This window comes from Actinopolymorpha cephalotaxi, from assembly GCF_013408535.1.
Taxonomy (GTDB): Bacteria; Actinomycetota; Actinomycetes; order Propionibacteriales; family Actinopolymorphaceae; genus Actinopolymorpha; species Actinopolymorpha cephalotaxi.
In genome coordinates, this window is record NZ_JACBZA010000001.1 from 2,710,515 (window position 1) to 2,736,928 (window position 26,414).

A 26,414-nucleotide genomic window follows, 5' to 3' on the forward strand; every position below is an offset into this window, starting at 1 on the left:
GGTCAGCCCTCCTTGCTGGTGATGCGGATCCGCGGGTCGACCCGGCTGTAGAGCAGGTCGGCCACGAGGTTGGCCAGCACCACGGAGATGGTGACGATCAGCAGAATGCCCTGCAGGACGGGGTAGTCACGACGCTGGACCGCCTCGTAGAGCAGGAAGCCGATGCCTTGGTACTGCGTCACCTGCTCGACCAGGATCGAGCCGCCGACGACGAAGCCGAGGGAGAGGACGAAGCTGGTGAACAGCGGCAGCATCGCGTTGCGGCCGACGTACTGCACCTGGATCCGGCGGTCGGTGAGCCCCCGCGCCCGGGCGACCGTCACGTAGTCCTCGCCGAGGGTCTCCACCGTCGACGACTTCATCACCAGCATCCAGCCGCCGAGCGAGGTGAGCACGTACACGAACATCGGCAGAGCGGCGTGGTAGAAGGCGTCGGACAGGAAGTACAGGCTGAACTCCGGGTGGACGCCCGGCGAGTAGGCGCCGCGCATGTTCGCGATCGGCAGCCACTCCAGCTGGACGCCGAAGAAGACGATGATCATCATCGCCAGCAGGAAGTTCGGGATGGAGTGCGTGATCGAGGCGACCAGCGTCATCGCGTGGTCGAAGATCCCGCCGCGACGGTAGGCCATCGCCATGCCGATGCCGATGCCGAGCACGAAGCTGATGATCAGCGCGATGCCCACGCTGAACAACGTCCACGGGAGGTAGGCGCCGATCTGGGAGGTCACCGACGAGCCCGGCGAGAGCAGCGAGGTGCCGAGGTCGCCCTGGACCAGACCGCCGAGGTAGTGGAGGTACTGCATGAACTTCGACTCGTTCGGGTCGAAGGAGAACAGGCCGGCCGCCGCGTTGGAGGCCTCCTGGTAGCTCATGCCGTACTGCGCGATCTGCTGGTTGATGTAGACGTCCACCGGGTTGCCCGGCAGCAGCCGCACCAGGAAGAAGATGGCGGTCGCGACCACGTAGATCGTCAGGAACGCCTTGACGACCCGGCCCACGACGTATCTGGTCGTGGACGATGTCCGGCCGGCCGGTTTCGAGCCCTTCTCCGGCTCGTCCGTGTCCAGGCTTTCGGTCGCAGCCACCTTCACCTCCCGGCTCTCCCCATCACCGGCACGACCAGGTGGCCTCCGCACACAATGCGCGGTCGTTCCGACACTGTCGACACAGGGATGCGTGGTTTCACACAGTGCTCCCTGTGCGGATTCGCACCGGGAACGTTGACTGACCCGGAACGTATACCTTCACCGGGGCGGAACGGAACCACATCAGGCAAGTTGTAACCCGATTTTGTTGCGGATATCTGCACACTCCCGGCTATGTCCACCCGGTTTCGCGCAGCTCTCTGTACCGTATGTCCGGTTTCGTGGCGATTCTCGACGCTCTCGGGCCGAATCGCGGGACGCCACCCGCCGGAAGAAGTGCCGCCATTCGCGCGTCGTCTGTTGTGTACGAATCGGCGGGACGTTCCGTGGTGTCGTTCCGGTGTTAGTGGCGACGGTCTGCTAACCCGTTTCCGGTTCGACTCCGGAAAGCGTCCGGACAATTACTGCGAGCAATCAGATAACCGCGCGATTGTCCCGCGAATGTGATGTTCACCGCATTCGCGGTTTCCCGTTCGGCGTACGAACGGCAAAACGGATGGCGGCGCTTTCTAGGAGTCGACCCGGCCGTGACTCACGGGGGCGGTGTCCACCACCGGGCTGTCCACGACGCCGGCCCCGTGAGCCACCACCAGCGACCGGAGTTCGTCGAAGACACCCGGGGCCGCGGCGATCGCCAGCCGGCGGCTCGCCGGCTCTCCGGGCAGGCCGCCGACCCGGGCGCCGGCCTCCCGCGCCACCAGCAGGCCGGCCGACCAGTCCCACGGATGCAGGCCGGTCTCGAAGTAGGCGTCGAGCCGGCCGCAGGCCACCGAGCACAGGTCCAGCGCCGCGGAACCGATCCGGCGGACGTCACGCACCAGGGGCAGGACGTGCCTCAGCAGCTCGGCCTGCCGGGCGCGCAGACCGGAGTCGTACCAGAAGCCGGTGCCCACCAGCGCACGGTCGAGCTCGGGCACCTCGTTGGCCCGTACCGGGTCGTCGTTCAGCCAGGCGCCCGCGCCCCGCACCGCCGTCCACATCTCCCCCGCCGGCGGACAGAACACGGCACCGGCCACCACCTCACCGGCCACCTCCGCGGCGATGCTGACGGCGTACGCCGGCAGGCCATACAAATAGTTGACCGTGCCGTCGAGCGGGTCGACCAGCCACCTGACCCCGGATTGGCCAGGGACTTGGCCAGGGATACTGCCGCCCTCCTCGCCGAGGATCGTGTCGTCCGGGCGCTCCGCCCGAAGCCGGTCGCGGATCAGCGCCTCCGACGCGGTGTCCATCGCGGTCACGATGTCGGTCGGCGTCGACTTGGTGTGCGCGACACTCACCTCGTCGGTCAGCCGCCGCGCGCGCAGCAGCTCGCCCGCCTCGCGCGCCGTCCGGGTCGCGAGGTCGAGCAACGCCGCCGGATCGGCACCCTCTCCGGCGGCGTGCCCGCCCGCATCGACCGGTCCCGTGCTCACACCAGCTCCGGGCGTTCCCAGCCCGCACCCTCGACGTGCCAGGAGAGGAAGGCGAAGACGGTGGAGTACCACACCTTCGCGTGGTGCGGCGAGAGCACCCAGTGGTTCTCGTCGGGGAAGTAGAGGAACCGGTGCGGCAACTCGGCCGGGTCCCCGTCGTGCAGGCGGTTGAGCTCCCACCACAGGCGCAGCCCCTCCCCGATCGGCACGCGGTAGTCGCGGTCACCGTGGATCACCAGCATCGGCGTGGTGATCTGCTCCACGGACAGGTGCGGGGAGTTGGCGAGGGCGCGCTCGGGGGTGAGCTCGCGGAACCAGTAGGACGCCACGTCGGTGGTCGGCCCGAACTGGTCCAGCGCCCACAGGCTGGCGTGGGTCACGATCGCCTTGAACCGGTCGGTGTGCCCGGCCACCCAGTTGGCCATGTAGCCACCGAACGAGCCGCCCATCGCCGCCGTCCGGCCGGCGTCGATCTCGGGCACCTCGAGGGCCGCGTCGGTCACCGCCATCAGGTCGGTGAACGGCTCGGCACCCCAGCGGCCCCAGCCCCGGTCGACGAACTCCTGGCCGTAGCCGGTGGACAGTGCCGGGTCGGGCAGCAGGACGGCGTACCCGCGCGCGGCCATCAGCCAGGGGTTCCACCGCCAGCTCCAGGTGTTCCACGACGACAGCGGACCGCCGTGGATCCACAGCAGCAACGGTGCCGGCTCCTGTGCGGACGCGCCGTCGGGCAGGACCAGCCACGCCCGCAGGTCGGAGCCGTCCTGGGCGGTCGCGGTCACCTCGGTGAGCCGGCCCGGCAACGTGGGTGTCGCCTCCGGGCCACGCAGTCGCTCCGCCTCCTGGTCGACGGCGTCCACGGCGAGCCGGACGATCGACGGCGGCGAGTCGACGGCGTTGCGCAGCGCGTAGAGGGACCGGCCGTCGGGTGCCGGCTCCACCGCGGCGTAGGCGCCGGACGCGGTGAGGCGGCGCACGCAGCCGGTGGCGACGTCGACGGCGAACACCGGGCTGTGGCCGCGTTCGTCGGCGGTGAAGTAGATGGTGTGCCCGTCCGGGGACCAGCGGGGCTCGTTCGGCCACAGGTCGAGCTCGGGAGTGAGGTCGCGCTGCTCGCCGCCGTTCGTGGGGACCAGCCACAGCGTGACGTCGCCCGCGGCCTCGGTGGTGCTGCGGCGTTCGCGCGTACACGCCACCCAGCGGCCGTCCGGTGAGATCCGGGGCGCCTCGAAGTCGTGGTCGGGATCGGTGGCCAGCACCCGGCGCTCGCCGGTCTCGGTGTCGACTTCCACCAGGTCGACGCGGTGGTCGCCCTGGCGGGTCGCGACCTTCCACGTGCTGACCACGGTGCGTCCGTCCGCGCTGACGTCGGCCGCTCCCTCGTCGAGGGCCCGGCCGGGCTCGGGGCTGAGGTCGCGGGGTCGAGGGTGGCCCTCGTCGACGTCGAACGCGTCGGCGGCGAACAGCCGGACCTCGTCCGGGCCGAGGTCGTGGTCCCAGTAGCGAACGGGATAGCTCTCGTGCAGGATCGCCGACACCGACGCGTCGGTGCGGGCCTTGCGGCGTTCGCGGTCGTCGTCGGCGGACTTGGTGCCGGGAAGTGTCGGCGCGGAGAACACCAGCGTCCCCGCGTCGCGCGCCACCATCACCCCGCTGACGCCACCCGGCCGGGCCACCACCCGGCGGGCCTCGCCGCCTCCGGCGGGCAGCACCCACAGGGCGGGCTTGTCGGCGTCGTTCCCGTCGCCGGTGGGCGCCTCCGCCGAGCCGGGGTCCTCGGTGTCGTCCGTATTCCCGGACCGCGCGGACTCCGGCGGCTCCGGCCACTCCTCGTGCGGGCGCTTGGCCACGAACAGCAGCGAGCCGTCGGGCAGGAACGCCACGCCGCCCTCCCCGGTGGTGCCGCGGGTGAGCCGCCGCGCCGGGCGGGCGCCGGAGGGATCGACCTGCCACAACGACGTGACGTACTTCTTGCGGTCGGGCGCGAGCTGCTGGGCGGCGGCCACCAGCCGGCTGCCGTCGGGCGCCAGCCACAGACCGGCGAGCCGGCGCAACGCTACGTAGTGATCGAGATCATGGAAGGGGGTGGCCGTCTCCGCAGTCATGTCGATCAGCCTAGAGGGGGGCGCCCACCCGGGGCGACGATGATCTTCGGCCACCCGGGCCCACTCCGGCCAGGGCTGCCCGGTCGACGGTCCGGACGCCGGCCGGATCGACCCTTCTGTCGAGGGCGCGGTTCGCGTCCGGGCGGCGGGCTCAGTCGGTGCCGCAGGCGGCCGGACGATCTCCACGCAGGTTGCGGCAGCACCCGGCCGGGCAGTTGCCCCAGGTCGGCCCCAGCGAGCCGGTCAGCTCGGGCAGCCCAGTCGGCGCCACGTCACCGACACTGCCGGGCTCTCCCCCGCCGCGCTCCGAGTCGTCGTGTTCCGAGTCGTCCGCGGCGACCCGCTCCCGGACGAGGTCGCCGACCATACGGACGAACCTCGGATCGATCCCCGGCGTGGCCACCCGGGTGAAGGCCAGCCCGAGGCGGTCGGCGGTGGCACGGGCCTCGGTGTCCAGGTCGTACAGCACTTCCATGTGGTCGGAGACGAAGCCGATCGGCACCACCGCGACGCCCCGCACTCCCTGGCCGGCCAGCGCTGTCAAGTGGTCGTTGACGTCCGGCCCCAGCCACGGCTGGCTCGGCGGTCCGGACCGGCTGCAGTAGACGAGATCCCATCCGGCTTCCCGGCCGGTCCGGGCGGCCACCTCGCCGGCCACGGCCGTCGCGACGTCACGGTGTTCGGCGACGTAGCGGCCGCCCTCGGGTCCGCTGGCGTCGTTCATCGCCTCGGGCACCGAATGGGTGACGAACACGATCCGCGACCCGGCCGGCAGGCCCTCCAGCGCCTCGGCCGTTCCGTCCACGAACGGGGCGACGAAACCGGGACGGTTGAAGTAGTGCGGCAGCCGGACGAGCTCCGGTGCGCCCTCGCCCACCTCGGCCAGCGCGTCGGCGAGGTTCTCGCGGTACTGCCGGCAGCCGGAGTAGGACGCGTAGGCGCTGGTGAACAGGCACGCCGCCCGCCGGACCCCGTCCGCGCGCATCCGGGCCAGCGTGTCGGACAGGTAGGGGTCCCAGTTGCGGTTTCCCCAGTAGACGGGGAGGTTCGGGCCGTCGGCCCGCAGGTCCTCCTCCAGCTCGGCCTTCAGTGCCCGGCACTGGTCGTTGATCGGGCTGCGGCCGCCGAAGAGGAAGTAGTGCTGGCCCACCTCGGCGAGGCGTTCGCGAGGAATGCCCCGCCCGCGGGTGACGTTCTCGAGGAATGGCACGACGTCGTCCGGTTTTTCCGGTCCGCCGAACGAGACCAGCAGGACGGCATCGATCGGGACGGCTCGCATGGTCCCGATATTCGCAGGTGCCCTGTCGGTGTTGCTCGTTAGGGTGAGCGGTGCGGTTCCCCGGACCCGTCGCCGCACTTCGCGCAGTACGTGAGGCACCGCACCACCACGTCATCAGCAGCGCACCAGCACGTCACCACCACGTCCCGACCGACCCCCACCGTGAGCCGCCCTGCCATGTTCAGCCCCTACCGCACGATCCTCGGCCTGCCCGGGACCCTCTCCTTCTCCCTCACCGGCTGGTTCGCCCGGCTTCCGCTGTCGATGGTCGGGCTCGGCCTGGTCCTGCTGGTGTCGGCCACCACCGGCTCCTACGGCCTGGCCGGCACGATCTCCGCGTCGTACGTCATCGCGGCGGCGGTGCTCGCCCCGGTGCAGGCCCGCCTCGTCGACCGGCACGGGCAGCACCTCGTCCTTCCCCTGATCGCGGCGCTCAACGCGGTCGCGCTGGGCGGCCTGATCGTCGCCGTCCGCGCCGGCGTCGCGTCCCCGCTCCCCCAGGCGCTGGCGGCGGTCGCCGGTGCGTCCGGGCCGCTGGTCGGTTCCTACGTCCGGGCCCGGTGGACCCACCTGCTCGAGGGCAGGCCGGAGCTGCACACGGCGTTCGCGCTGGAGGCGCTGCTGGACGAGGTCGTGTTCATGGTCGGCCCGCCGCTGGTGACCCTGCTGGCCACCACGGTGAGCCCGGTCGCGGGGCTGGCGACGGCCATCGTCGCCGGCATCGTCGGCGCCTGCCTGCTGGCCGCGCAACGGCGTACGCAACCACCGGTCCACCGTCCCGGCGGCGGGCAGCTGGTGAAGCCGCCGCTCGGCTGGCCGGTGCTCGGCCCGGTCGTCGTCGCGTGCGCTGGTCTCGGCGCGCTGTTCGGCAGCGCCGAGGTCGTGGTCGTCGCGGTCGCCACCGACGCGGGCCACCGGTCCGCGTCCGGTCTGCTGCTGGCCGGCTGGGCCACCGGAAGCATGCTGTCGGCGCTGGCGATGGGCGCGATGCGGCTGCGGATGCCGCCGATGAAGCGGTTCCGGCTCGGCGCCGCCGCGATCGCGGCGACGATGCTGCCGCTGCCGTTCATCAGTCACCTCGGCGTGCTCGGCGTCGTCCTCTTCCTCGCCGGGTTCGCGATCTCGCCCACGCTGGTGTCGAGCATGGCGGTCGTGCAGCGCACGGTCCCGGCCGCGCGGCTCAACGAGGGCATGGCCTGGACCACCACCGGGATGGCCGCGGGCGTGGCGGCCGGCGCCGCCGTCGCGGGCCAGGTCGTCGACGCCGCGGGCGGCCGCGCGGGCTTCTACGTCCCCCTCACCGCGGGAGTCCTGACCGTGCTCGTCGCGTTCGTCGCCAGGACACCACGACGACGTGCGGCCGCCGACGTCGCCGGGCCCGTCGAGCTGACCACGACCTGAGCCCGGCCCTGGCGGGGTTCATGACGCCGTGACGTCGGTCCCTCTCGCGACCAGGGACCGACGTCGACGCGCGGGGCAGACGTTAGGGTCTGAGCGAAGACGGCTCCACCCGAGACCACGGATCAGTCGAACCGCCTCGGGTGTCTCCGGCGCGGTGCCTGGCATCGTCTCCCCGGTACGCGAGAGACTGTGCAGGCTCGAGATGTGGGGAGGCACACTGTGCGCGACGTCAGGCTGGTACACCTCAGCGACGACGGCACCCATCTGCTCCTGACTCACGAGGGCTCGGGGGAGGAGTTCGCGCTCAAGATCGACGACCGGCTCCGCGGAGCCGTCGTCAGTGACCGGGCGCGGCAGGGTTCGGCGCCGCTGGAGAAGCAGAGCAGGCTCCGGCCCAAGGAGATCCAGGCTCGGCTGCGTGCCGGTGAGTCGTCGGAGTCCGTCGCCGCGGCCGCCGAGGTGCCGATCGAGCGGATCCTGCGCTACGCCGGTCCCGTGCTGGCCGAACGCGAGTACACCGCCGGGCAGGCCCGCCGCTGCGCCCTTCGCCGCAACGGGCGCGAGGGTCCGGCACAGATTCTCGACGAGGCGGTCGGCAGCCGGCTGGACGCGCTCGGGATCGGCCGCGACCACGCCACGTGGGACGCTTGGCGCACCCCCGAGGGCCGCTGGGCGGTCACCGTCACCTTCGCGTTCGAGGGCGACGAGCACCGCGCGATGTTCAGCTACGACCCGCTCGGCCGGGTCGTCGTCACCTCCGACGCCAAGGCACGAGCCCTGGTCGGTGAGGCGCCGATGGACAGCATCGTCCCGCCGCCCGCCGCACCGGCGGCACCCGAGCCCGCCGCCGAGCCGCTGTCGCGGGAGGCCCACCGGCTCCGGCTCGCCCCACCGCCGGCCGAGGCCAGGCCGGACACCGAGGACACCATCGACCTCTCGCACAGCATCGGCCGCCAGCTCGCCGCCGGGCAGGGCCCGCGCGCGGTGCCGGCAGACCGGCCGAGCACGCGTGGCACCGGGAACGCGAACGAACCCGACGACCTCGATCCCGACGAGGTTCCCGACCTGAACGAGGCGCCGGAGACCGAGCCGGCGGCAGCGTCCGCACCGGCGGACGAGCTCCCGCCGCCCCCGGCACCCGCCGCGGCCCGGAAGGCCCACGGCACCCGGACCGAGGTCGCCCCCGAGCCGGAGGATGCCGAGCCGGACGAGCCTGCCGAGCCGGAGGTGGCTGCCGCGAGCGAGCGCGCCACCGGCGAGAAGGACGAGAGGGAACACGAAGAGCAGGAGCAACAGCCCGTTCCCGAGCAACCCGCCCGCCGTCGGGCGGCGGAGGCCCGGCGGCGCCGGGCACGTGCCGCGGGCGGCAAGGGCAAGGGCCGCAGCGCCGTGCCCAGCTGGGACGACATCCTGTTCGGCGGCGGACGCGGTTCGGAGTAGTTCTCCCCTGCAGGCCGCTTCGTCCCGACTCGGGACGGCCCGGTTCGTACCGAGCCGTCCCGAGTCGGAAGGCTCCGTCCTGAGGAACGGTTCGTACTGCGCGGCCCGGTTTCGCCCTGCCCGCGCTGGACATGGCGTCCGGATGCTGGACGCGAGGTTAGGCCCGGCCGAAAGGCTGGCAGACTCCCGCTATGCGTTCTGGCGTCCTGCACCGCTGTTGTTGTTGCTGCTGACCTCATCCGGTCCCGCGGCCTGCCGCCGCAGCAACAACCAGCTTCCAGAGGACGCCCGCGATGGATTTCGCTGCCTGGACTCGCACTCTCTTCGACCGCGGCCTGCGCGTCGTGCCGCCGAGCCACCCCGCCCCGGTGCGGCTGTGGGCCCTGCTGCCGGCCGGCGGGCTGCTGCACTTCCGCTGCCACGGCACGACCGTGGACCTCGAGCGCTACGCCGAGGGTGACTTCCTGTTCGCCGACCCGGCGGGCCGTTGCGACTGCGGCTGCGGCCAACACCTGCCCGCTCCGCAGGCGCCGCCCCGGCTGGTGCTGCGTAAGGACGCGCGACCCGTCGGCGGCGTGCGCTACGACGGCGCGGCCGAACGCGGCTGGCGTGGTTACAAGGCCGGGCTGTTGTCCGTCGACGCGGCAGCGGAGGTGTTCGACCGACTGCTCGCCGACCTCGTCCCCCACCTCACCGCGGGTGCCGGCGGATTCACCGGGACGCCCGCGGTCCGCAGGTCAGCCGTTCGGAGCTCAGCCGTTCGGAGCTCAGCCCCGGTCCGGGCCGGTGGCCACCGGGCGCCGGCGGTCGGACACCCAGTCTGACCAGGAGCCGACGTACAACCCGGCGCGTACGCCGGCCAACTCCAGGGCGAGCACCTGCTGCGCCGCGCTCACCCCGGAACCGCAGTAGGTGCCCACGACGGATCCGCCCTCGGCCGGGTCCGGCCCGGCCGATGCCGCGTCCTGCCCCGGCACGTCGGCTGCCGGTGAATCGATCCCCAGCGCCGCGAACCGCTCCCGAAGCTGGGTGGCGTCCAGGAGCCGGCCGTCGGCGTCGAGGTTCGCCGCGGTGGGAGCGCTCAGCGCACCGGGGATGTGCCCGCCCACCGGGTCGACGGGTTCGGTCTCACCGCGGTAGCGCTCCCCCGCCCGGGCGTCGAGGAGCAGGCCGGACCGGGCGAGCCGGGCCGCCTCGTCCACGTCGAGGACCGGCATGCCACCCGGCCGGGCGGTGAAGTCGCCCGCGACCTCGACCGGTGCCTGCTCCCCCGTCTCGACCGGTTGCCCGGCTCCGGCCCAGGCGGCGAACCCGCCGTCGAGCACGCGTACCGAGCGGTGGCCGAAGTACCGCAGGCACCACCAGGCGCGCGCGGCGCCGAACCCGTCGGGGGCGCCGTAGACCACCACGTCGCTGTCGGTCCGTACGCCGAGGTCACGCATGGCCGCGGTGAACACCTGCGCGGAGGGCAGGGGGTGCCGCCCACCGCCGGCCGGATCGGCCGGACCCGACAGCACGGTGTCGAAGTCGACGTACCGCGCGCCGGGCACGTGCCCGGCGCGGTAGACCTCCGGGGCCGGTGGCCCGGCAAGCGTCCACCGGACGTCGAGGACGACGGGCGGCTGGTCACCAGCCAGCCAGGTGACCAGATCGGGCACGGAGAGGATCGGGCTCATGGCGGCCAGTCTTCCAGGCGGTGGACCGGTGATCGACCGGTGTCCGGCGATCTGACAGGCTGGGCAGCCCGGCTGCCCGCGAGCGCCGGCCGCCGAGGAGGGTTCGATGCCGACGTCCGCGTTCCCCGGCCCCGACAGTGCCCGTTCCGGTGCTACCGATGCCGACGCCGATACCGGTGCCACTTCCGCTGCCCGTTCCGGTACCACCGCTCCGCGCCGGCTGCGTCCCGGTGACCGGGTGGCGGTGGTGGCACCGTCCGGCCCCCTGGTGCCGGAGTACCTCGACAAGGGTGTGGCCGTCCTGCGGTCCTGGGGCCTGGAGGTGGAGGTCGCACCGCACGCCCGCGACCGGCACCCCACCTTCGACTACCTCGCCGGCGCCGACGCCGACCGGGCCGGCGACCTGACCGGCGCGTGGTGCGACCCGGACGTGGCGGCGATCTTCTGCGCCCGCGGCGGCTACGGCGGGCTCCGCATCCTCGACCTGCTCGACTGGGACGCGATCGCCGCCGCCCCGCCGAAGGTGTTCACCGGCTCCAGCGACATCACCGCGCTGCACCAGGTGATCGGCTCCCGGCTCGGAACACCCACGGTGTTCGGGGCGATGGTGGGATCGGCGTCGTTCGTGGACGACCCGGCCGCCCAGGAGAACCTCCGCCGGCTGCTGTTCGAGCCGGATGCCGGCCTGGTGCTGTCCGGGCCGCTTGCGCAGACCATGGTGCCCGGCCGGGCACGGGGGCGCACCGTCGGCGGCAACCTCAGCCTGGTGGTTTCCGGGCGCGGGGTTCCCGACGTCGCCCCGCCACCGCCGGGGTCGATCGTCCTGCTCGAGGACGTCACCGAGGAGCCGTACCGCATCGACCACTTCGTGACACACCTGCTGCGCGCGGGGTACTTCGAGGGCGTGGCCGGGATCGCGCTGGGATCGTGGGTGGAGTGCGGCGACCTCGCGACGGTCCGGGCACTTCTGGCCGACCGGCTGGGCGGCCTCGGCGTACCGATCATCTGGGAGCTCGGGTTCGGGCACTGCCCGGCACAGCTCGCGGTGCCGCTCGGCGCGCAGGTGGAACTGGTCGCCGATCCGGAGGCCGGGGCGGCGCAGTTGGTGCTCACCGAGACGATCGGCTGAGGAAGCCGGGGCACGGAACGGCATTGCCGGCGAGGACGTGGCGGCGTTGGAGGACGAGGCGAAGGTGAGCGAGGGATCGAAGTGACCGGAACCGACCAGGCGTACTCCCCCACCAACCCCGGCAGCGGCGCGGACGGCGCGGCCGAGCAGGAAGGCACCCCACCGGTCCACCGGCCGGAGGAGGGCGTGGAGGACCTGTGCGCGCGGCTGATCCGTTTCGACACCACCAACCGCGGGCCCGGCGACTCGGAGGGCGAACGCGAGGCCGCCGAGTACGTCGCGGGCGTGCTCACCGACGCGGGCCTGTCGCCGACGCTGCTGGAGTCGGCTCCCCGGCGGGCCAACGTCGTGGTGCGCATCCCCGGCACCGACCCGAACGCCGAGGCGGTGCTGGTGCACGCGCACCTCGACGTCGTACCCGCCGACCCGGGCGAGTGGTCGGTGCCGCCGTTCTCCGGTGAGATCCGCGACGGCCTGGTGTGGGGCCGCGGCGCGGTCGACATGAAGGACATGTGCGCGATGGTGCTCGCGGTGGTGCGGTCCTGGTCGGCGGCCGGCCTGCGACCGCGGCGCGACATCGTGCTGGCGTTCGTCGCCGACGAGGAGGCGCACGGCGACTACGGCGCGAGCTGGCTGGTGGACGAGCACCCGGACCTGTTCGCGGGGTGCGCGATCGGGATCAGCGAGTCCGGTGGGCACACCTTCGACGTCGACGGCGTACGCCTGTATCCGGTGGCCGCCGCCGAGCGCGGCACGATCCACCTCCGGCTCACCGCCCGCGGGCGGGCCGGTCACGGTTCCCGCCCCAATCCCGACAACGCCGTCGTCCGGCTGGCGCACGCGCTGGCCCGGATCGCGGCGTACGAGTGGCCGGTCCGGCTCACCCCGACCGTGCGGGCGTTCCTCGAACGCACCGGTGCGGCACTCGGTGTCGACGTCGACCTGTCCGGCCCGGCCGGCGTGGACGCCACGATCGAGCGGCTGGGCAAGGCGGGGGCGCTCGCCACGGCGACCGTGCGGGCGACGGCGACGCCGACGATGCTGGACGCGGGCTACAAGATCAACGTCATCCCCGGCACCGCGCACGCCAACCTCGACGGCCGCGCCCTGCCGGGCGCCGAGCAGGAGTTCCTGGACACCATCGACGAGCTCCTCGGCCCGCACGTCGAGCGGGAGACCCTGGACTACACCGAGGCGGTGTCCGCGCCGATCGACTCGCCGTGGTTCGACGCGATGGCGGCCGCGTTGCGTACGCAGGACCCGGACGCGGTGGTGGTGCCGTACTGCATGGGCGGCGGCACCGACGCCAAGTCGTTCGCCCGGCTCGGCATCGCCGGCTACGGCTTCTCACCGCTGCGGCTGCCGGCCGACTTCCCGTTCCGGGGCCTGGCGCACGGGGTGGACGAACGGGTGCCGGTGGACGGCCTGCGGTTCGGCGCGCGGGTGCTGGACCACTTCCTGCGTACGGTCTGAGGCTGTTGGCGGACGCCTCAGGCGGACGCACCGAACGGCAGGACGTCCGGCGAGGGGGATCCGGCGCCGGCCGCGTGCGCGGTGACCCGCCGGCGGTGGTGGCGCCGGCACAGCACCTCGTACCCGATCTCCAGGGTGGCGCCGTCGTCGGTGTCGCCGGGCACGACCTGCGCACCCTCGGTGACCATCACGCCGCCCACCGTCCGGGCGTTGTGGGTGCCGCGGCGACCGCACCAGCACAGGGCCTGCACCTGCAGTGCCTCCACCCGGTCGGCGAGTTCGACCAGCCGCTGGCTGCCCTCGAACATCCTGGTGCGGAAGTCGGTGAGGATGCCGAACGCGTAGACCTCGACGCTCAGCTCGTCCACGACCCGGCCGAGCTGCTCGATCTGCGCGCCGGAGTAGAACTGCGCCTCGTCGCAGATGAGGTAGTCGATCCGGGCACCCGCGGTCATCTCGGCGACGACGTACTGCTGGAGGTCGAGGTGCGGGCGTACCTCCACGGCGGGCACGGTGAGCCCCAGCCGGCTGGACAGCGTGGCCGCGCCGGCCCGGTCGTGGCAGGTGAACAGCCGTCCCGCGAGGCCACGTTGCCGGGCGTTGTGGTCCATCTGCAGGGCAAGGGTCGACTTGCCGCAGTCCATGGTTCCGGTGAAGAAGACGAGGTCGGCCACGGCGGGCAATCTTCGCGTACCACTCGCGCCGAGTGATCGGCGGGGGCAGCGGATCGGCTGAGGAATCGGCAGGCCGGACGGCCGGGGGACGGCAGGCGGGACGGAGGGTGGACCCTCTGTCAGCCGGCGATCACCAGGGGTACCAGCATCTCCGCGGGCGTGAGGGAGCCGTGCCAGCCGACCATCAGCGGCTCCATCGGGAACTCCCGCCTGCACTCGACCGCCAGGTCGTCCAGTGCGGCGATCACCACGTCACCGATCCGGGGGCGCACGCGGTCCTCCACCTCGCCGAACCACCCGGCCGCGATCGCGTCGTCCCGGGTCAGCACCAGGGCTCCGTCGCCGAGGCGTTCCCGCCATGTCGCCACGACGTCATCGGCGGCGCCGGAGTCGCCTGGGTCGGTGTAGAGGAAGCGCAGGCGCGGGTCTCCGCCGACGAGGCGTACCCCGGCGCGCAGCTCCGGCGCGGAGTCGACGTCCACGCGGGCGTCCGGCGGCACGTCCACCATGCCGTGGTCACCGGTGACCAGGAGTACGACATCGGCCGGCAGCGACGCGCGCAGCCGGGCGGCGAAGCTGTCGGCCGCGGACAGCTGGTGGCGCCACGCCGGCGCGTTCACGCCCTCGCGGTGGCCGGTCCAGTCCAGGTCGCCCTCGTACAGATAGACCAGGCTGCGGTCCCCGCGCCGGCTCGCCTCGACCGTCCCGGCGGTGGCCTGCCCGGCGCTGTCCGCGGGGACGAACTCCCCGCCGCGCAGCCCGGCCACCGTGATGCCCGAGCCGCGGAACGCCTTGCGGGACACGGTGGTGACGGCCACCCCGGCCGAGACCCCGCGTTCGAACGCCGTCCGGTGCGGCTGCCACACCAGCGGCTCGACCGTGGTGTCCCAGCGCAGTGTGTTGAGCAGGCGGTCGGTGCCCGGCACGGCCATCGTGTAGCCGACCACGCCGTGCCGGCCGGGCGCCAGGCCGGTGCCCAGGCTGGTCAGGCTGGTGGAGGTGGTGGACGGCGCACCCACGGTCAGCGAACGCCGGATCCGGCCCGGTCCGGTGAGGAACGGCGCGTCCTCGGCGTGGGCGTGCAGGAGGTGCCAGCCCAGCCCGTCGACGAGGAGGACGACGTACCTGTCTGCCGGTGGCAGGCCGAGCAGGTCGCGCTCACCCTCGAGACCGAGGGCGGCAAGAGCGGACGGCACCACGTCGGACAGTGCGCCGGCGCCGTAGCGCGGCAGCACCAGACCCGGCCGAGCCGAGGGAGCCGAGGGAGGCTGCGGAGCCGAGGGAGGCGGCGGCGTCCCGGGCCGGCCACCGCCCTCCGGTGAGGTCATCGAAACTGCGGCGGGCGCCGGGTGAGGACCGACAACTCCTGCGCGAAGCCGAGCAGCCGGCCCACGGCGTCCCCGCCCTCCACCGCCGAACTCACCCGCACGGTGAGATCGTCGGAGGAGAAGGTGCCGGTGTAGCCGTGATCGGCCTCGCAGTTGGGGTCGGCGCAGGTGGCGGGCTCCAGGTCGAGCCTGCCCATCGCGCCCCAGCCGATGGTGAGGATCGCCTCGTGCACCGGCCCGCCCGGCTCGTAAGCGGCCGGGTTGGCCACCACCCGGCTCACCACGATCGAGCTCACCCGGTCGATGGGCACCGCCTCGGTGGAGGCGGTGGCGTACGGCGTCGGCAGGGACTCGTCGGCCGGATGCTCGTCGGTGTGGCCGAGGACCAGCCGGCTCGGCGTGAGGACGAGCACCGTGATGTGCCGGCGAACCTCCTCGGAGTAGAACGTCGGCTCGTGGTGGACGAAATAGGAGACGACCCGTTCACCGGCCAGGCAGGTCTCCAACGCGTCGGCGACGACGTCCGGGTAGTAGCCACTGCGGTCGATGGCCGCGCGCAGCCCTTGCGTCGCACTCGCGGACTCACTCATGCGGTCATCCTTCCACGCCTGCTCCGGGGTCTGTCAGCGTCCTACATGCGGGTCGGCGCGGCAATCCCCAGCAGTGACAGGCCGGTGGCCAGCACCCGGGCGGTCACGTCACACAGGACGAGGCGGCTGGTCCGGGTCCGGTCGTCCTCGGCCCGCAGCACCGGGCACCGCTCGTAGAACGCCGTGAACGCCGTGGCCAGCTCGAAGAGGTACCCCGCGATGCGGTGCAGCTCCACCTCCTCGACCGCCTTGTGCAGGACGCCCTCGAACTCCGCGAGCCGCAGCGCCAGGGCGTGCTCGGCCGGGTCGGCGAGCACCACCTTGGCGCCGGCCACGCTCGCCGGGTCGATCTCGCCGCGCCGGAACACCGAGTGGATCCGGGCGTGGGCGTACTGGAGGTACGGCGCGGTGTTGCCGTCGAAGGACAGCATCCGGTCCCAGTCGAAGACGTAGTCCTTCACCCGGTCGTTGGACAGGTCGGCGTACTTCAGCGCGCCGATGCCCACGATCCGGGCGACGTCGGCCTGCTCCTCCGCCGACAGGTGGGGGGCCTTCTCCGCCACCACCGCGGCGGCCCGCCGGACGGCCTCCTCGATCAGGTCGATCAGCTTGACCGAGTCACCGGACCGGGTGCGCAGCCGCTTCCGGTCCGGGCCGAGCACGATGCCGAAGCCCTGGAACTCCGCCCGCGCCTCGGCGCCGAGCCAGCCGGCCTCCCGGCCCGCCTGGAAGATCATCTCGAAGTGCAGCCGCTGGCCGAGGTCGGTGATGTAGACGAGCCGGCGGGCCTTCAGGTCGTGGACGCGGTGCCGCAGGGCGGCCAGGTCGGTCGTGTCGTACCCGAACCCGCCGTCGCTCTTGCGCAGGATCAGCGGCAGCGGACCGCCGTCGCGGCCGGTGAAGCCGTCGGGGAAGACGCACAGCGCGCCCTCGCTCTCCCGGGCGAGGCCGAGCCGGATCAGCTCGTCGATCACCGGTCCGAGCTGGTCGTTGTAGCTGGACTCCCCCGCGATGTCGGCGGGCGTGAGGAGCACCGACAGCCGGTCGTACACCGCGGCGAAGTAGCGCTCGGACTCCTCCACCAGCAGCCGCCACAGGGCGAGGGTCTCGGCGTCGCCGCCCTGCAGCGCCACCACCCGGCGGCGGGCCCGGTCGGCGAAGTCGGGGTCGGCGTCGAACTTCTGCCGCGCGCCCCGGTAGAACACCCCGAGGTCGCCGACGGACAGCTCGTGTGCGGTCTCGCCGGCGCCGAGGTCGAGCATGTGCTCGATCAGCATGCCGAACGGCGTGCCCCAGTCACCGATGTGGTTCTGGCGTACGACGTCGTGCCCGAGGTGGGTCAGCAGCCTGGACAGGGCGTCACCGATGATCGTCGAGCGCAGGTGCCCGACGTGCATCTCCTTGGCGACGTTCGGTCCGGAGTAGTCGACCAGCACCCGCTCCGGCTCCGGCGTGGTGGCCACGCCGAGCCGCTCGGTGTCCGCGGCCATCTGCTCGACCAGCGCGGAGAGCGCGGCGTCGGAGACGGTGAGGTTGACGAACCCGGGCCCGGCGATCTGCGCGGCCGCGACCAGCTCGCCGAGGTCGGCGCGCTCCAGCACCTCCGCCGCCACCTCGCGCGGCGGGCGGCCGAGCTGCTTGGCCAGGCGCAGCGCGCCGTCGGCCTGGTAGTCGGCACGGTCGGAACGGCGCACCGCCGGATCGGCGGGCGATCCCGCCACGTCGGCGAAGGCACGGGCCAGCTTCTGCGCGAGCAGCTCGGGAAGGTCGGTCACAACACGTAAGGATCGCACGCCCACCCGCCCGAGGGCACGCGGCGGGTCACATGTTGGCGGGCTGTGGCGCGTCGTGGTGCACGCCGTGGTGCGCTACCGTCCCCGGCATGGCGTACGACGGAAATGTGCGGGTTGGCGGCGCCCCCGCGGTCCGGGAGCTCGGCGGGCTGATCCTGACCAAGGTTTCGGTGGGCCCGATGGACAACAACGCCTACCTCCTGCGCTGCCGGGAGACCGGGGAGCAGGTCCTGATCGACGCGGCCAACGACGCCGGCACGTTGATCGACCTGCTCGGCGGAGCCCCGCTGGCCCGGGTGATCACCACCCACCGGCACGGCGACCACTGGCAGGCGCTGGCCGAGGTCGTGCAACGGACCGGCGCCGCGACCGCCGCCCACGTCGACGACGCTCCCGGCATCAAGGTGCCCACCACCGAGCCGCTGCACGACGGCGACGAGGTACGCGTCGGGTCCTGCGTCCTCACCGTCACCCACCTGGTCGGGCACACGCCCGGCTCGGTCGCGTTGTGTTACGACGAGCCGGGCAGGCGCCCGCACCTGTTCACCGGCGACAGCCTGTTTCCCGGAGGCGTCGGAAACACCCACGGGTCGAAGAAGGACTTCACCCGGCTGATCGACGACGTGGAGCACAGGCTGTTCGACCGGCTGCCCGACGAGACCTGGGTCTACCCGGGTCACGGCGCCGACACCACGCTCGGCGCCGAGCGGCCCCACCTGCCGGAGTGGCGCGCCCGCGGCTGGTGAGCCGACGGGTCCAGCCGAGGCTCAGGCGGGCCGGCGGACGAACGACCGCAACAGGCCGTACGGGTAGGGCCGGTCGAACTCGCTCGCCTCGTCCAGCCGGGCCATCTGCTCCGAGGTCAGCGACCAGCCGGCCGCGCCGAGGTTGTCCTCGAACTGCTCCATCGTCCGGGCGCCGATGATCGGCGACGTCACGCCGGGGCGTTGCGCGACCCAGCGCAGCGCGACCTGCGCGACCGAGTGGCCGGTCGTCCCGGCGATGTCGTGCAGGGCGTCCAGGACGGTCCAGGTGCGCTCGGTGGCGTAGCGGTCCCAGCTCTCGCCGTTGTCGTTGCCGCACGCCTGGTCGACCCGGGAGCCGGTCTCCGCGCCGCTCGCGCCGCGGCGGTACTTCCCGGACAGCCAGCCACCGCGCAGCGGGCTCCAGGCGATCAGGCCGACGCCCTCGCGTTCGCAGACGGGGACGAGCTCGAGTTCGGCGGAGCGGTCGAGGAGGTTGTACAGCGGCTGCAGGCAGGCGAACGGCTCCCAGCCGTTGTGCCGGGCGAGGTCGATCGACTTCTGCAGCTGCCATCCGGTGTAGTTGCTGGCGCCGACGAAGCGGACCTTGCCACTTTGCACCAGCCGGTCGAGGGTGCCGAGCGTCTCCTCCATCGGCGTACCGTCGTCGAAGACGTGCACCTGGTAGAGGTCGATGTGGTCGGTGCCGAGGCGGCGCAGGCTGGCATCCACCGCGGCCATGATGTGCTTGCGGCCGGCGCCGGTGTCGTTCTGTCCCGGGCCCATCTGCCCGTACACCTTGGTCGCCAGCACGATGTCGTCGCGGTTCTTCGTGGCGAGCCAGCGGCCGACGACCTCCTCGCTGGTGCCGGTGCCGTAGACGTCGGCGGTGTCGACGAACGTCCCGCCGGCCTCCACGAACCGGTCCAGCATCTTGTGGCTGGTGGCCTCGTCGCTGGACTGCCCGAACGACATGGTGCCGAGGCAGAGTTCGCTGACCCGCAGGCCGGTCCGGCCGAGATACCGGTGTTCCATGAATCTCCTGTCGAGCTGGTTCCGAGCGTTCCGACGCGCTTCGCGCCTTCGGCGGCAACGTTAGGGGTGCACGGGGCGCGCGGACCGGCCGATCAGCGGCCCGGTCACCGGACCAATTCGGCTAGGGCGTGTCCTGGGAACGACTGCGCCCGCGGGCGGCCCTGCGCCGGAAGCGTTCGGACGCACCGGACAGGATCGGCTCGCCGTGGCCGAACACCGCCTTCTCGAAGTCGAACTCCCCGAGCCGGCGGAAGCTCCGTGCCGCGGCGGGCAGGTCCTCGGTGACGATCTCCCCCGCCCGGCTGGCGGGCGACCGGATGCCCGCGAGGTTCACCGCCGCGTCGCCGACGAGGAGCGTCCCGCCGTCGCGTTCGAGCAGGAACGACAGGTGCCCGCGGGTGTGGCCGGGCGTGTGGATCACCCGGATCCCGCCCGCGAACGGCAACCGTTCCCCCTCGTCCACCTCGACGTCGACCGCGGCCGGCTCGGGTTCCTCGCTCCTGGCGTTCATCCGAACGACGAGGGGACCGAGCACGCGGGCGACCACGCCCTGCCACTGCGGCCACTGCCGCGGAGTCTCGCCCCGCACCACACCGGCGTCGACCGGATGTGCGTACACCGAAGCGCCGGTGCGCCGCACCATCGCGGCCAGGCCGCCCACGTGGTCGGGATGGTGGTGCGTCACCAGGATCCGGCGGATCTGCGCCGCCTCCCGGCCGAGCTGCCGCAGGCCTTCGGCGATGTCCTCGTCGCCCTTGCGTTCGCCGGTGTCGACGAGGACGAGACCGTCGTCGGACTCCACGACGTACGAACTCACGAACCCGTGCCTGATGCGGTAGACGCCCGGAACAACCGTGGTTGCCTTCATTCCGACCAAGGTAGGGCATGTCCCGGGGTGAGGTCCCGGCCTCGGGAAATACCTGCGGGGACGTCCGGATGTGCGCAATCCATTGACGCGGCTCGGTGGGTGGGATAACGCTGAGCGCGACATTTCGCGGCCTGATGCACCGAAGGCCTGTGCCGCGTGGCTGACGGGGAGGTCAGTTGATGCGCCGGAAGTTTCCGAGGAACCCGGGCAGGGCGTCGTTGCGGGTTGGCGTCGCCACCGCCGCCGTGGCCGCCGCGGCACTCGCGATGAGCGGGGTGCCCGCGGCCGGAGCGCGGGCGGCGGTCCCGAGTTCGGCGGCCCAGCAGGGCGGCCAGACCAGCCAGAGTGGTCAGAGTGGTCAGAGTTCAACCACAGCAGGGGTTTCGGCCTCCCGCCAGGCGGCGTTCGCGCAGGCGGCACGGGAGTACGCCGTACCGCTGCCGGTGCTGCTCGGGGTGTCCTACCTCGAGACCCGCTGGGACGCCCACCATGGACGGCCGTCCATGGCGGGCGGCTACGGCCCGATGCACCTCACCGACCTGGCCGCCGCCACCGCACAGGGCGGCACCCCGGCTCCCGGTGAGCGCGGCGACCCGGCGCGTCCGGGCGCGACCGGCGTCCCGAGTGGCCCGGCCTTCCGGACCGCCGACCTCGCCGCCCGGTTGACCGGCGAGCGCAAGGCCACCTTGCGCACCGACCCCGCCGCCAACATCCGCGGCGGTGCGGCGGTGCTCGCCGAGTACCAACGCCGGTTGGGTGGAGCGGGCGCCACCGACCCCGGTGACTGGTACGGCGCGGTCGCGGCGTACTCCGGCGCCACCGAACAGTCCGCGGCGCGGGCGTTCGCCGACGACGTCTACGCCCAGATCCGAACCGGCGCGAGCCGGGCGACCGACGACGGGCAGCGGGTCACGCTCGCGCCGACCGCCGTACGCGCCGACCGCACCTGGCTGCGCAAGCTGGGCTTGCGCACGGTCACGACGGAGCAGGCGCCGGAGTGCCCCGCCGACCTCGGGTGTGAGTGGATTCCCGCACCGTACGAGGAGTTCGGCGACGGCGACTACGGCAACCACGACCTGGCCGACCGGCCGAACAGCCAGAAGGTGCGCTACATCGTCATCCACAGCACCGAGGGCAGCTACGCCGGCACCATCAACCTCGTGCAGGACCCCACCTACGTCAGCTGGCACTACACGTTGCGCGACAGCGACGGCCACATCGCCCAGCACGTGCCCACCAAGGACGTCGCCTGGCACGCGGGCAACTGGTACGTCAACGCGAAGTCGATCGGCCTGGAACACGAGGGCTACGCCGCCCGCGGCGACTGGTTCACCGAGGTGATGTACCGCAACTCCGCTTCCCTGGTGCGCTACCTGGCCGCGAAGTACGACATCCCGCTGGACCGCCAGCACATCCTGGGCCACGACAACGTTCCCGGCATCACGCCGGCCAACGTGGCCGGCATGCACTGGGACCCGGGTCCCTACTGGGACTGGGCGCACTACTTCGAGCTCCTCGGCGCGCCGTTCACCCAGAACGCCACCGCCGCCGGCGGCGGAGCGGTGACCATCAAGCCGAACCCCGCGACCAACCGGCCGGTCTTCACCCACTGCGAGGACCAACCGGGCCCGCCGTCGGAGGGCCGCCCGCGTCGCTGCCGGGCCTGGCCGTCGTCGGCGCTGCTGCTGCACACCGAACCCCGTCAGGACGCCCCGCTGCTGAAGGACGTGGGCAGCAACCCGCCCGACGGCGCGAGTACGACCAACGTCGCCGACATCGGCAGCCGGGTGTCCACCGGGCAGCAGTACGCCGTCGCCGAGGTGCGCGGCGACTGGACGGCGATCTGGTACCTCGGCCAGAAGGGGTGGTTCTTCAACCCCGCCGACGCTCCGCGTGCGGTGTGGACGAAGGCGACGCTGGTGAAACCCAAGCAGGGCAGGGCTTCGGTGCAGATCTACGGCCGGGCCTACCCCGAGGCCGCGGCGTATCCGAGCGACGTTCCCGTGCAGCCGCTGGTGCCGTTGCAGTACTCCTGGCCCGCGGGACAGGCTTACGTGCTGGGGATGGAGGCCGACGCGGAGTACTACCGTGCGGTGACCTTCGATCCGGCCGACCATCAGGTGATCCGTGGGCAACTGCGCTACTACCAGGTGCAGTTCGGCCACCGCATCGGCTACGTGCTCGCCGACGACGTCGACCTCGTGCCTCCGGCCGGCTGAACCCGACCGCAGGCAAGGTACGGCCAACTATGTCAACGCCCGCTTGACATGAAGCGATCATCCAACCAATCTGTCCCCATGGCTGTCAACGACTTGGATCTCGACCAGATCATCGCCGCGGTCGAAGGTGAACAGACCCAGGCCACCCCGCTGGAGCGGGTCAATGCCGCGCGGGCGGCGGCGACCCGGTTGGACGCCCTTGCCCAGCACGTGGTCGCGCACTTCGTCGACCAGGCGCGTCACGAGGGCGCCTCCTGGACCGACATCGGCGCGGCGCTCGGCGTCACCCGGCAGGCCGCCCAGCAGCGCTTCGTTCCGGCTGAGGGGGTCGACGTGGAGGCGGCGGGCAGCCGCGCCGCACTCCCCTACAGCACCCGGGCCACCGCCACCCTGTCGGCGGCCCGCGACCTGGCGGTGTCCCATCACCACCGCTACGTCGACGACCTGCACCTGTTGCTGGCGTTGCTGGACAACCGTGGCGGCGGCGCCGTCGGCGCGGTGAAGGCCTCGGGCGTGCGGGTGGCCGACGTGCGCCGCACCGCGCGGGCTCGGCTGACCGCGGAAGGACCGCGCCGGGTCACCAAGAACCCCCCGCTGGGCCGGGCGTCGGTGCGGGCGCTGGACGTCGCCGTGCGCGAGGCGCTTCGACTCAGTGGCGGCGAGATCGGCACCGAGCACGTGCTGCTGGCCCTGGCCAGCGACCCGCGCACCCAGGCCGGCCAGGCACTCGCCGAGGCCGGGCTGGACTACTCCGCGCTGCGCCAGGAGGTTGGCCGGCAGGCCGCACAGGGCGCTGAGCGCCCCGCGGCCAAGCGCACCCGCAAGCGGGCGTAGGACTTTCCAGACCCCTTCCGAGGCCGATCCCAGCAGAACAAGAGATCCTCGAGCGTACGTCAGCCCGGCGACTGATCCATGATCAGTCGCCGGGCCTTTCTCGTTTCAGCGCCGCCAACCCGGGGTTGACACCGGGGCGTGCGACGTCCGGCCATGCGACGCCGGGTTGTCCGACGTCGGGTCACCCACGTAGCAGGTCCAGCCGGCCGGTCAGAACCCCATCAGAACAACGTGTGTGCCACCTCGACGACCCGGTCCTCCTCGTCCACGACCGGGACCAGCCGCCACTTGTCGAATGCCGTGCAGGGGTGGGAGATCCCGAAGCGCACCAGGTCGCCGACGGCCAGGTCTGCCTCCGCCGGCAGGTCGAGGAACGCGTGCTGGTCGTTGAGGGCGCTGACGCTCACCCCCGCGACGTCCCGGCGCCGGCCGTCCGGCCCCACTGCCGCGCGCACCGACGGCAAGGCGACGTCGAACGGCACGTCCCGCCGCCCGGCGCCCACCAGCGCACGGGTCGGCTCCGGCCGGGAGAGGACGTACGCCCACACCTCCAGCGCGGCCCGCAGCTCGTGCGGGCGGCCCCCGGTGGGCAGCGGGGTGGCGTGGCCGTACAGCTCCTCGTCGTGGGTGACGTAGCCGCCGCTGCGGACGACCACCGTCGACGACGGCACGCCGGTCAACTCCTGCGCCACCACGTCGAAGTACGTGCTGCCGCCCGCGGACAGCAGCAGCCGGCCGTCGGGCACGTCCACCAGGCCCTCCTCGCGCAGCGCGATGCCGAGCGTGCGTACCTCCTGGCAGAACGCCGCGGCGGCGGCGAGTGCGGCCTCGTCGCGCCCGTGCCCGAGCACGCCCTCGTAGCCGGTCGCGCCCACGACCCGCAGCATCGGCGCGGCGGCAGCGGCCCGGCCCACGGCCATCGCGGCGTCGTGGCCGCGCGCGCCGGTTCGCCGGCCGGGTACGCCGATCTCGACCAGCACCGGCAGCGGCCGGCTCGCGGCGTGCGCGCGCAGCGCCTCGTCCAGCAGGGTCACGCCCTCGGTGCTGTCGACGCAGACGTAGACGGTGAGGTCCGGGTCGGCGGTCGTGGCCGCGGCCAGCCAGCCGATGCCGGCCGGGTCGACGAGCTGGTTGGCCAGCAGGATCCGGCGTACGCCGCACTCGGCGTAGGCGCGCACCTGGCCGATCGTCGCCGCGGTGATTCCCCACGCGCCGGCCCGCAGCTGCCGCGCGGTGACCTCCGGCGACATGGACGTCTTTCCGTGCGGCGCGAGCACCACGTCGCGTTCGGCGCACCACGCGGCCATCGTGGTGGCGTTCGCGGCCAGTGCGGTCTCCCGCAGCACCATCAACGGGAACGTGAGTTCGCCGGTACGCAAGCCAACCTTGCGCGCGACGACGTCCGCCGGTGTCAGCGGGGCGAGGGCGGTGAATCCCTTCTCCGCCGGGCTGATCGGCTGCTCGCGCAGCGCTGTCAGGGTGGCGTCGAGGACCTGCGCGTCGTAGGCGATGCCGGCCATGGGAGCGTTCGTGCCGTCGGGTGCGGGTGCGTCGGGCGTCATCGGCCGGCTTCTCCTCGTCGCAGGGCGCGTCCGGGGGTCGCGCCGGTGAGTTCGCCGCCGGTCAGCACGAGCTCACCGGCGACCAGTACGTCGTGCACCCCGTCGGCCAGCCGCCTCGGGTGGTCGTACGTCGCCCTGTCGCCGACCCGCTCGGGGTCGACCACCACGACGTCGGCGACCGCGCCCTCGGTGAGCCGTCCCCGGTCGGCGAGCTGGAACCGCCGGGCGGGGTGCCCCGCGAGGTGCCACGCCGCCTGGGGCCACGTCCAGTCGCCGAGCTCACGGGTGTGCCGGCCGAGGAAACGGGCGAACGCTCCCCAGCCGCGTGGGTGCGGGTGGCCGCCGAGGTAGATGGCGTCGGAGCAGCCCACGTGCCGGTCGTCGCGCAGCATCGCGCGCAGGTCGGACTCGTCGCCGCCGGGCGCCGGGATGATCGCGCCGACGGCGAGATTGCTGTCGAGCAACAGGTCGCACAGCAGGTCGGGCAGGTCGAGCCCGGTCTCGGCACAGGCCTGGGCGAGGGTGCGCCCCTCGGCCCACCGGAACTTCTCCCCCGCGACGTAGCCGAGGATCGCCGGCGCCAGGTCGTGGCTGACCCGCGGGAACCAGTTCGCCCGCAGCTCGGCCCGCACGGCCGGGTCGCCGAGCCGGCGCAGCGTCGCCTCCACCCCGCCTCCCTGCACCTGCGGCGGCAGCGCCTTCATCGCCAGGATGGTGTTGCCGTAGATGTGCGGGTAGACGTCGAAGGTCGCGTCCACGCCGTCCGCGGCGCAGTCGGCGAGGTGGGCGAGCAGGGGTTCGGCCCGCCCGCGCAGGTGCGAGACGTGGATCGGGACGCCGGTCGTCCGGCCGAGGTCGCGGGCCTCGACCATGCCGGGCGCGTGGCCGCCGTCGTAGCTGCGCAGGTGGCTGACGTACGGCACACCCACCCTGGCCGCGACCCGGCACAGCGCGGCGAGCTCGTCGAAGTCGGCGAACACGCCCGGGACGTACTCCAGCCCGGTCGACACCCCGACCGCTCCCTCGTCCAGCCCCTGCTCGACCAGCCGCACCAGCTCGGGCAGCCGGTCGCCGGCGGGGTGGTCGTCGGGACCGAGCACCTCGTGCCGGACAGTGCCGAGCGGAACGAGATAACTGACGTTGACCGGCGTCCTGCGGTCGTAGAAGTCCAGCAGCTGCGCGACGGTGCAACCGGCCGCGAGCTCCGGCGGAGGCGTGCCGTCGACCGCGGCGAAGTAGCGGGCGACGTAGGCCACCGTCTCCGCCGAGCCGGGTGCGAACGACAGGCCGTCCTGGCCGAGGACCACCGAGGTGACGCCCTGGCGGAGCATGGCCTCCTGGACGTCCGGGCGGGTGAGCACCGCGTCGGCGTGCACGTGGGAGTCGACGAAACCGGGGAGGACGTACCGGCCGGTCACGTCCAGCACGGTCCGGGCGGAGACGTCGTCACCCAGGTCCCCCACGGCGGCGATCCGGCCGTCCCGGATGGCGACGTCCGCACGTCGCGGTCGCCCTCCGGTGCCGCCGTCACCGGTGTGGCCGCCGGGGTCGGTGCCGTCCACGACGGTGCCGCCGGTCAGGAGGATGTCGTACCCGCTCACTCACACCTCGCCGCGTCCGCGCGCTCCGGCCACCGGCTGGTGGCTCCGCGGCCGAGGTTATCCGGTCCGAGCCGAATAGCTGCCGCGCAGGTGCCGTGTGC

21 protein-coding genes are annotated in these 26,414 nt (G+C 72.8%); 8 read left to right on the forward strand and 13 right to left on the reverse strand.

Translation table 11 applies throughout. The annotated features are described in order from the left end of the window. Window positions 1-2 precede the first annotated feature (2 nt). The 4 genes from FHR37_RS12155 to FHR37_RS12170 all read right to left on the reverse strand — a co-directional run bounded on the left by FHR37_RS12155 (window position 3) and on the right by FHR37_RS12170 (window position 5,947). On the reverse strand, window positions 3-1,088 hold the full coding sequence (locus tag FHR37_RS12155) for an ABC transporter permease (RefSeq protein ID WP_092882859.1): 1,086 nt from the start codon (window positions 1,086-1,088) through the stop codon (window positions 3-5). 569 nt (window positions 1,089-1,657) lie between these two features. After that, a complete protein-coding gene (locus FHR37_RS12160) occupies window positions 1,658-2,563 on the reverse strand; it encodes an inositol monophosphatase family protein (RefSeq protein WP_092882645.1) in 906 nt (301 codons plus the stop codon). Further along, entirely contained in the window at window positions 2,560-4,668 is a 2,109-nt protein-coding gene (locus FHR37_RS12165) for a S9 family peptidase (protein WP_092882644.1), read from the reverse strand. Before FHR37_RS12165 ends, FHR37_RS12160 begins: the two co-directional genes overlap by 4 nt. A 151-nt stretch (window positions 4,669-4,819) precedes the next feature. Then, window positions 4,820-5,947: a ferrochelatase gene (locus tag FHR37_RS12170; protein ID WP_092882643.1), complete on the reverse strand. Its 1,128-nt coding sequence runs from the start codon at window positions 5,945-5,947 to the stop codon at window positions 4,820-4,822. 162 nt (window positions 5,948-6,109) lie between these two features. On the opposite strand from FHR37_RS12170, the gene FHR37_RS12175 reads away from it, so the two are divergent. The 3 genes from FHR37_RS12175 (at window position 6,110) to FHR37_RS12185 (ending at window position 9,612) form a co-directional block, all read left to right on the forward strand. After that, entirely contained in the window at window positions 6,110-7,348 is a 1,239-nt protein-coding gene (locus FHR37_RS12175) for an MFS transporter (RefSeq protein ID WP_237768691.1), read from the forward strand. A gap of 219 nt (window positions 7,349-7,567) precedes the next feature. Next, on the forward strand, window positions 7,568-8,788 hold the full coding sequence (gene sepH / locus FHR37_RS12180) for a septation protein SepH (protein ID WP_175542434.1): 1,221 nt from the start codon (window positions 7,568-7,570) through the stop codon (window positions 8,786-8,788). A 293-nt stretch (window positions 8,789-9,081) separates the two neighbouring features. Next, complete coding sequence (locus tag FHR37_RS12185) at window positions 9,082-9,612, forward strand: hypothetical protein (RefSeq protein WP_092882640.1); 531 nt, start codon at window positions 9,082-9,084, stop codon at window positions 9,610-9,612. Here the strand turns inward: FHR37_RS12185 and FHR37_RS12190 are convergent. Continuing rightward, on the reverse strand, window positions 9,556-10,464 hold the full coding sequence (locus tag FHR37_RS12190) for a sulfurtransferase (protein WP_092882639.1): 909 nt from the start codon (window positions 10,462-10,464) through the stop codon (window positions 9,556-9,558). The genes FHR37_RS12185 and FHR37_RS12190 overlap by 57 nt on opposite strands. Window positions 10,465-10,570: 106 nt before the next feature. On the opposite strand from FHR37_RS12190, the gene FHR37_RS12195 reads away from it, so the two are divergent. Next, window positions 10,571-11,593, forward strand: a complete 1,023-nt coding sequence (locus tag FHR37_RS12195) for a S66 peptidase family protein (RefSeq protein ID WP_092882638.1) — start codon at window positions 10,571-10,573, stop codon at window positions 11,591-11,593. Between the two features lie 81 nt (window positions 11,594-11,674). Continuing rightward, the gene (locus tag FHR37_RS12200; RefSeq protein WP_092882637.1) at window positions 11,675-13,066 is read left to right on the forward strand and encodes a M20/M25/M40 family metallo-hydrolase; all 1,392 of its coding nucleotides are present in this window, start codon (window positions 11,675-11,677) and stop codon (window positions 13,064-13,066) included. 17 nt (window positions 13,067-13,083) lie between these two features. On the opposite strand, the gene FHR37_RS12205 is transcribed toward FHR37_RS12200, so the two are convergent. The 4 genes from FHR37_RS12205 to argS form a co-directional block, all read right to left on the reverse strand. Continuing rightward, window positions 13,084-13,740: a thymidine kinase gene (locus tag FHR37_RS12205; RefSeq protein WP_092882636.1), complete on the reverse strand. Its 657-nt coding sequence runs from the start codon at window positions 13,738-13,740 to the stop codon at window positions 13,084-13,086. Window positions 13,741-13,859: 119 nt separating this feature from the next. Next, on the reverse strand, window positions 13,860-14,975 hold the full coding sequence (locus FHR37_RS12210; protein WP_237768690.1) for an alkaline phosphatase family protein: 1,116 nt from the start codon (window positions 14,973-14,975) through the stop codon (window positions 13,860-13,862). An 89-nt stretch (window positions 14,976-15,064) separates the two neighbouring features. Continuing rightward, the gene (locus FHR37_RS12215) at window positions 15,065-15,658 is read right to left on the reverse strand and encodes a DUF5998 family protein (RefSeq protein ID WP_092882634.1); all 594 of its coding nucleotides are present in this window, start codon (window positions 15,656-15,658) and stop codon (window positions 15,065-15,067) included. 41 nt (window positions 15,659-15,699) lie between these two features. Then, on the reverse strand, window positions 15,700-17,433 hold the full coding sequence (gene argS / locus FHR37_RS12220) for an arginine--tRNA ligase (protein ID WP_092882633.1): 1,734 nt from the start codon (window positions 17,431-17,433) through the stop codon (window positions 15,700-15,702). A gap of 107 nt (window positions 17,434-17,540) precedes the next feature. Between argS and FHR37_RS12225 the strand changes: the two genes are divergently transcribed. Beyond that, a complete protein-coding gene (locus FHR37_RS12225) occupies window positions 17,541-18,197 on the forward strand; it encodes an MBL fold metallo-hydrolase (protein WP_092882632.1) in 657 nt (218 codons plus the stop codon). A 21-nt stretch (window positions 18,198-18,218) separates the two neighbouring features. On the opposite strand, the gene FHR37_RS12230 is transcribed toward FHR37_RS12225, so the two are convergent. Next, a complete protein-coding gene (locus tag FHR37_RS12230; protein WP_092882631.1) occupies window positions 18,219-19,229 on the reverse strand; it encodes an aldo/keto reductase in 1,011 nt (336 codons plus the stop codon). A 121-nt stretch (window positions 19,230-19,350) separates the two neighbouring features. Continuing rightward, window positions 19,351-20,097 (reverse strand): MBL fold metallo-hydrolase, encoded by a 747-nt coding sequence (locus FHR37_RS12235; protein ID WP_175542433.1) that lies wholly within the window; start codon window positions 20,095-20,097, stop codon window positions 19,351-19,353. 179 nt (window positions 20,098-20,276) lie between these two features. On the opposite strand from FHR37_RS12235, the gene FHR37_RS12240 reads away from it, so the two are divergent. Beyond that, entirely contained in the window at window positions 20,277-22,316 is a 2,040-nt protein-coding gene (locus FHR37_RS12240) for an N-acetylmuramoyl-L-alanine amidase (RefSeq protein ID WP_237768689.1), read from the forward strand. A 78-nt stretch (window positions 22,317-22,394) separates the two neighbouring features. After that, a complete protein-coding gene (locus FHR37_RS12245) occupies window positions 22,395-23,150 on the forward strand; it encodes a Clp protease N-terminal domain-containing protein (protein ID WP_175542432.1) in 756 nt (251 codons plus the stop codon). Between the two features lie 221 nt (window positions 23,151-23,371). On the opposite strand, the gene FHR37_RS12250 is transcribed toward FHR37_RS12245, so the two are convergent. After that, complete coding sequence (locus FHR37_RS12250; RefSeq protein WP_092882628.1) at window positions 23,372-24,712, reverse strand: type III PLP-dependent enzyme domain-containing protein; 1,341 nt, start codon at window positions 24,710-24,712, stop codon at window positions 23,372-23,374. Beyond that, on the reverse strand, window positions 24,709-26,313 hold the full coding sequence (locus tag FHR37_RS12255) for an N-acyl-D-amino-acid deacylase family protein (protein ID WP_202818000.1): 1,605 nt from the start codon (window positions 26,311-26,313) through the stop codon (window positions 24,709-24,711). The genes FHR37_RS12250 and FHR37_RS12255 overlap by 4 nt, the downstream gene beginning before the upstream one ends. Between the last annotated feature and the right edge of the window lie 101 nt (window positions 26,314-26,414).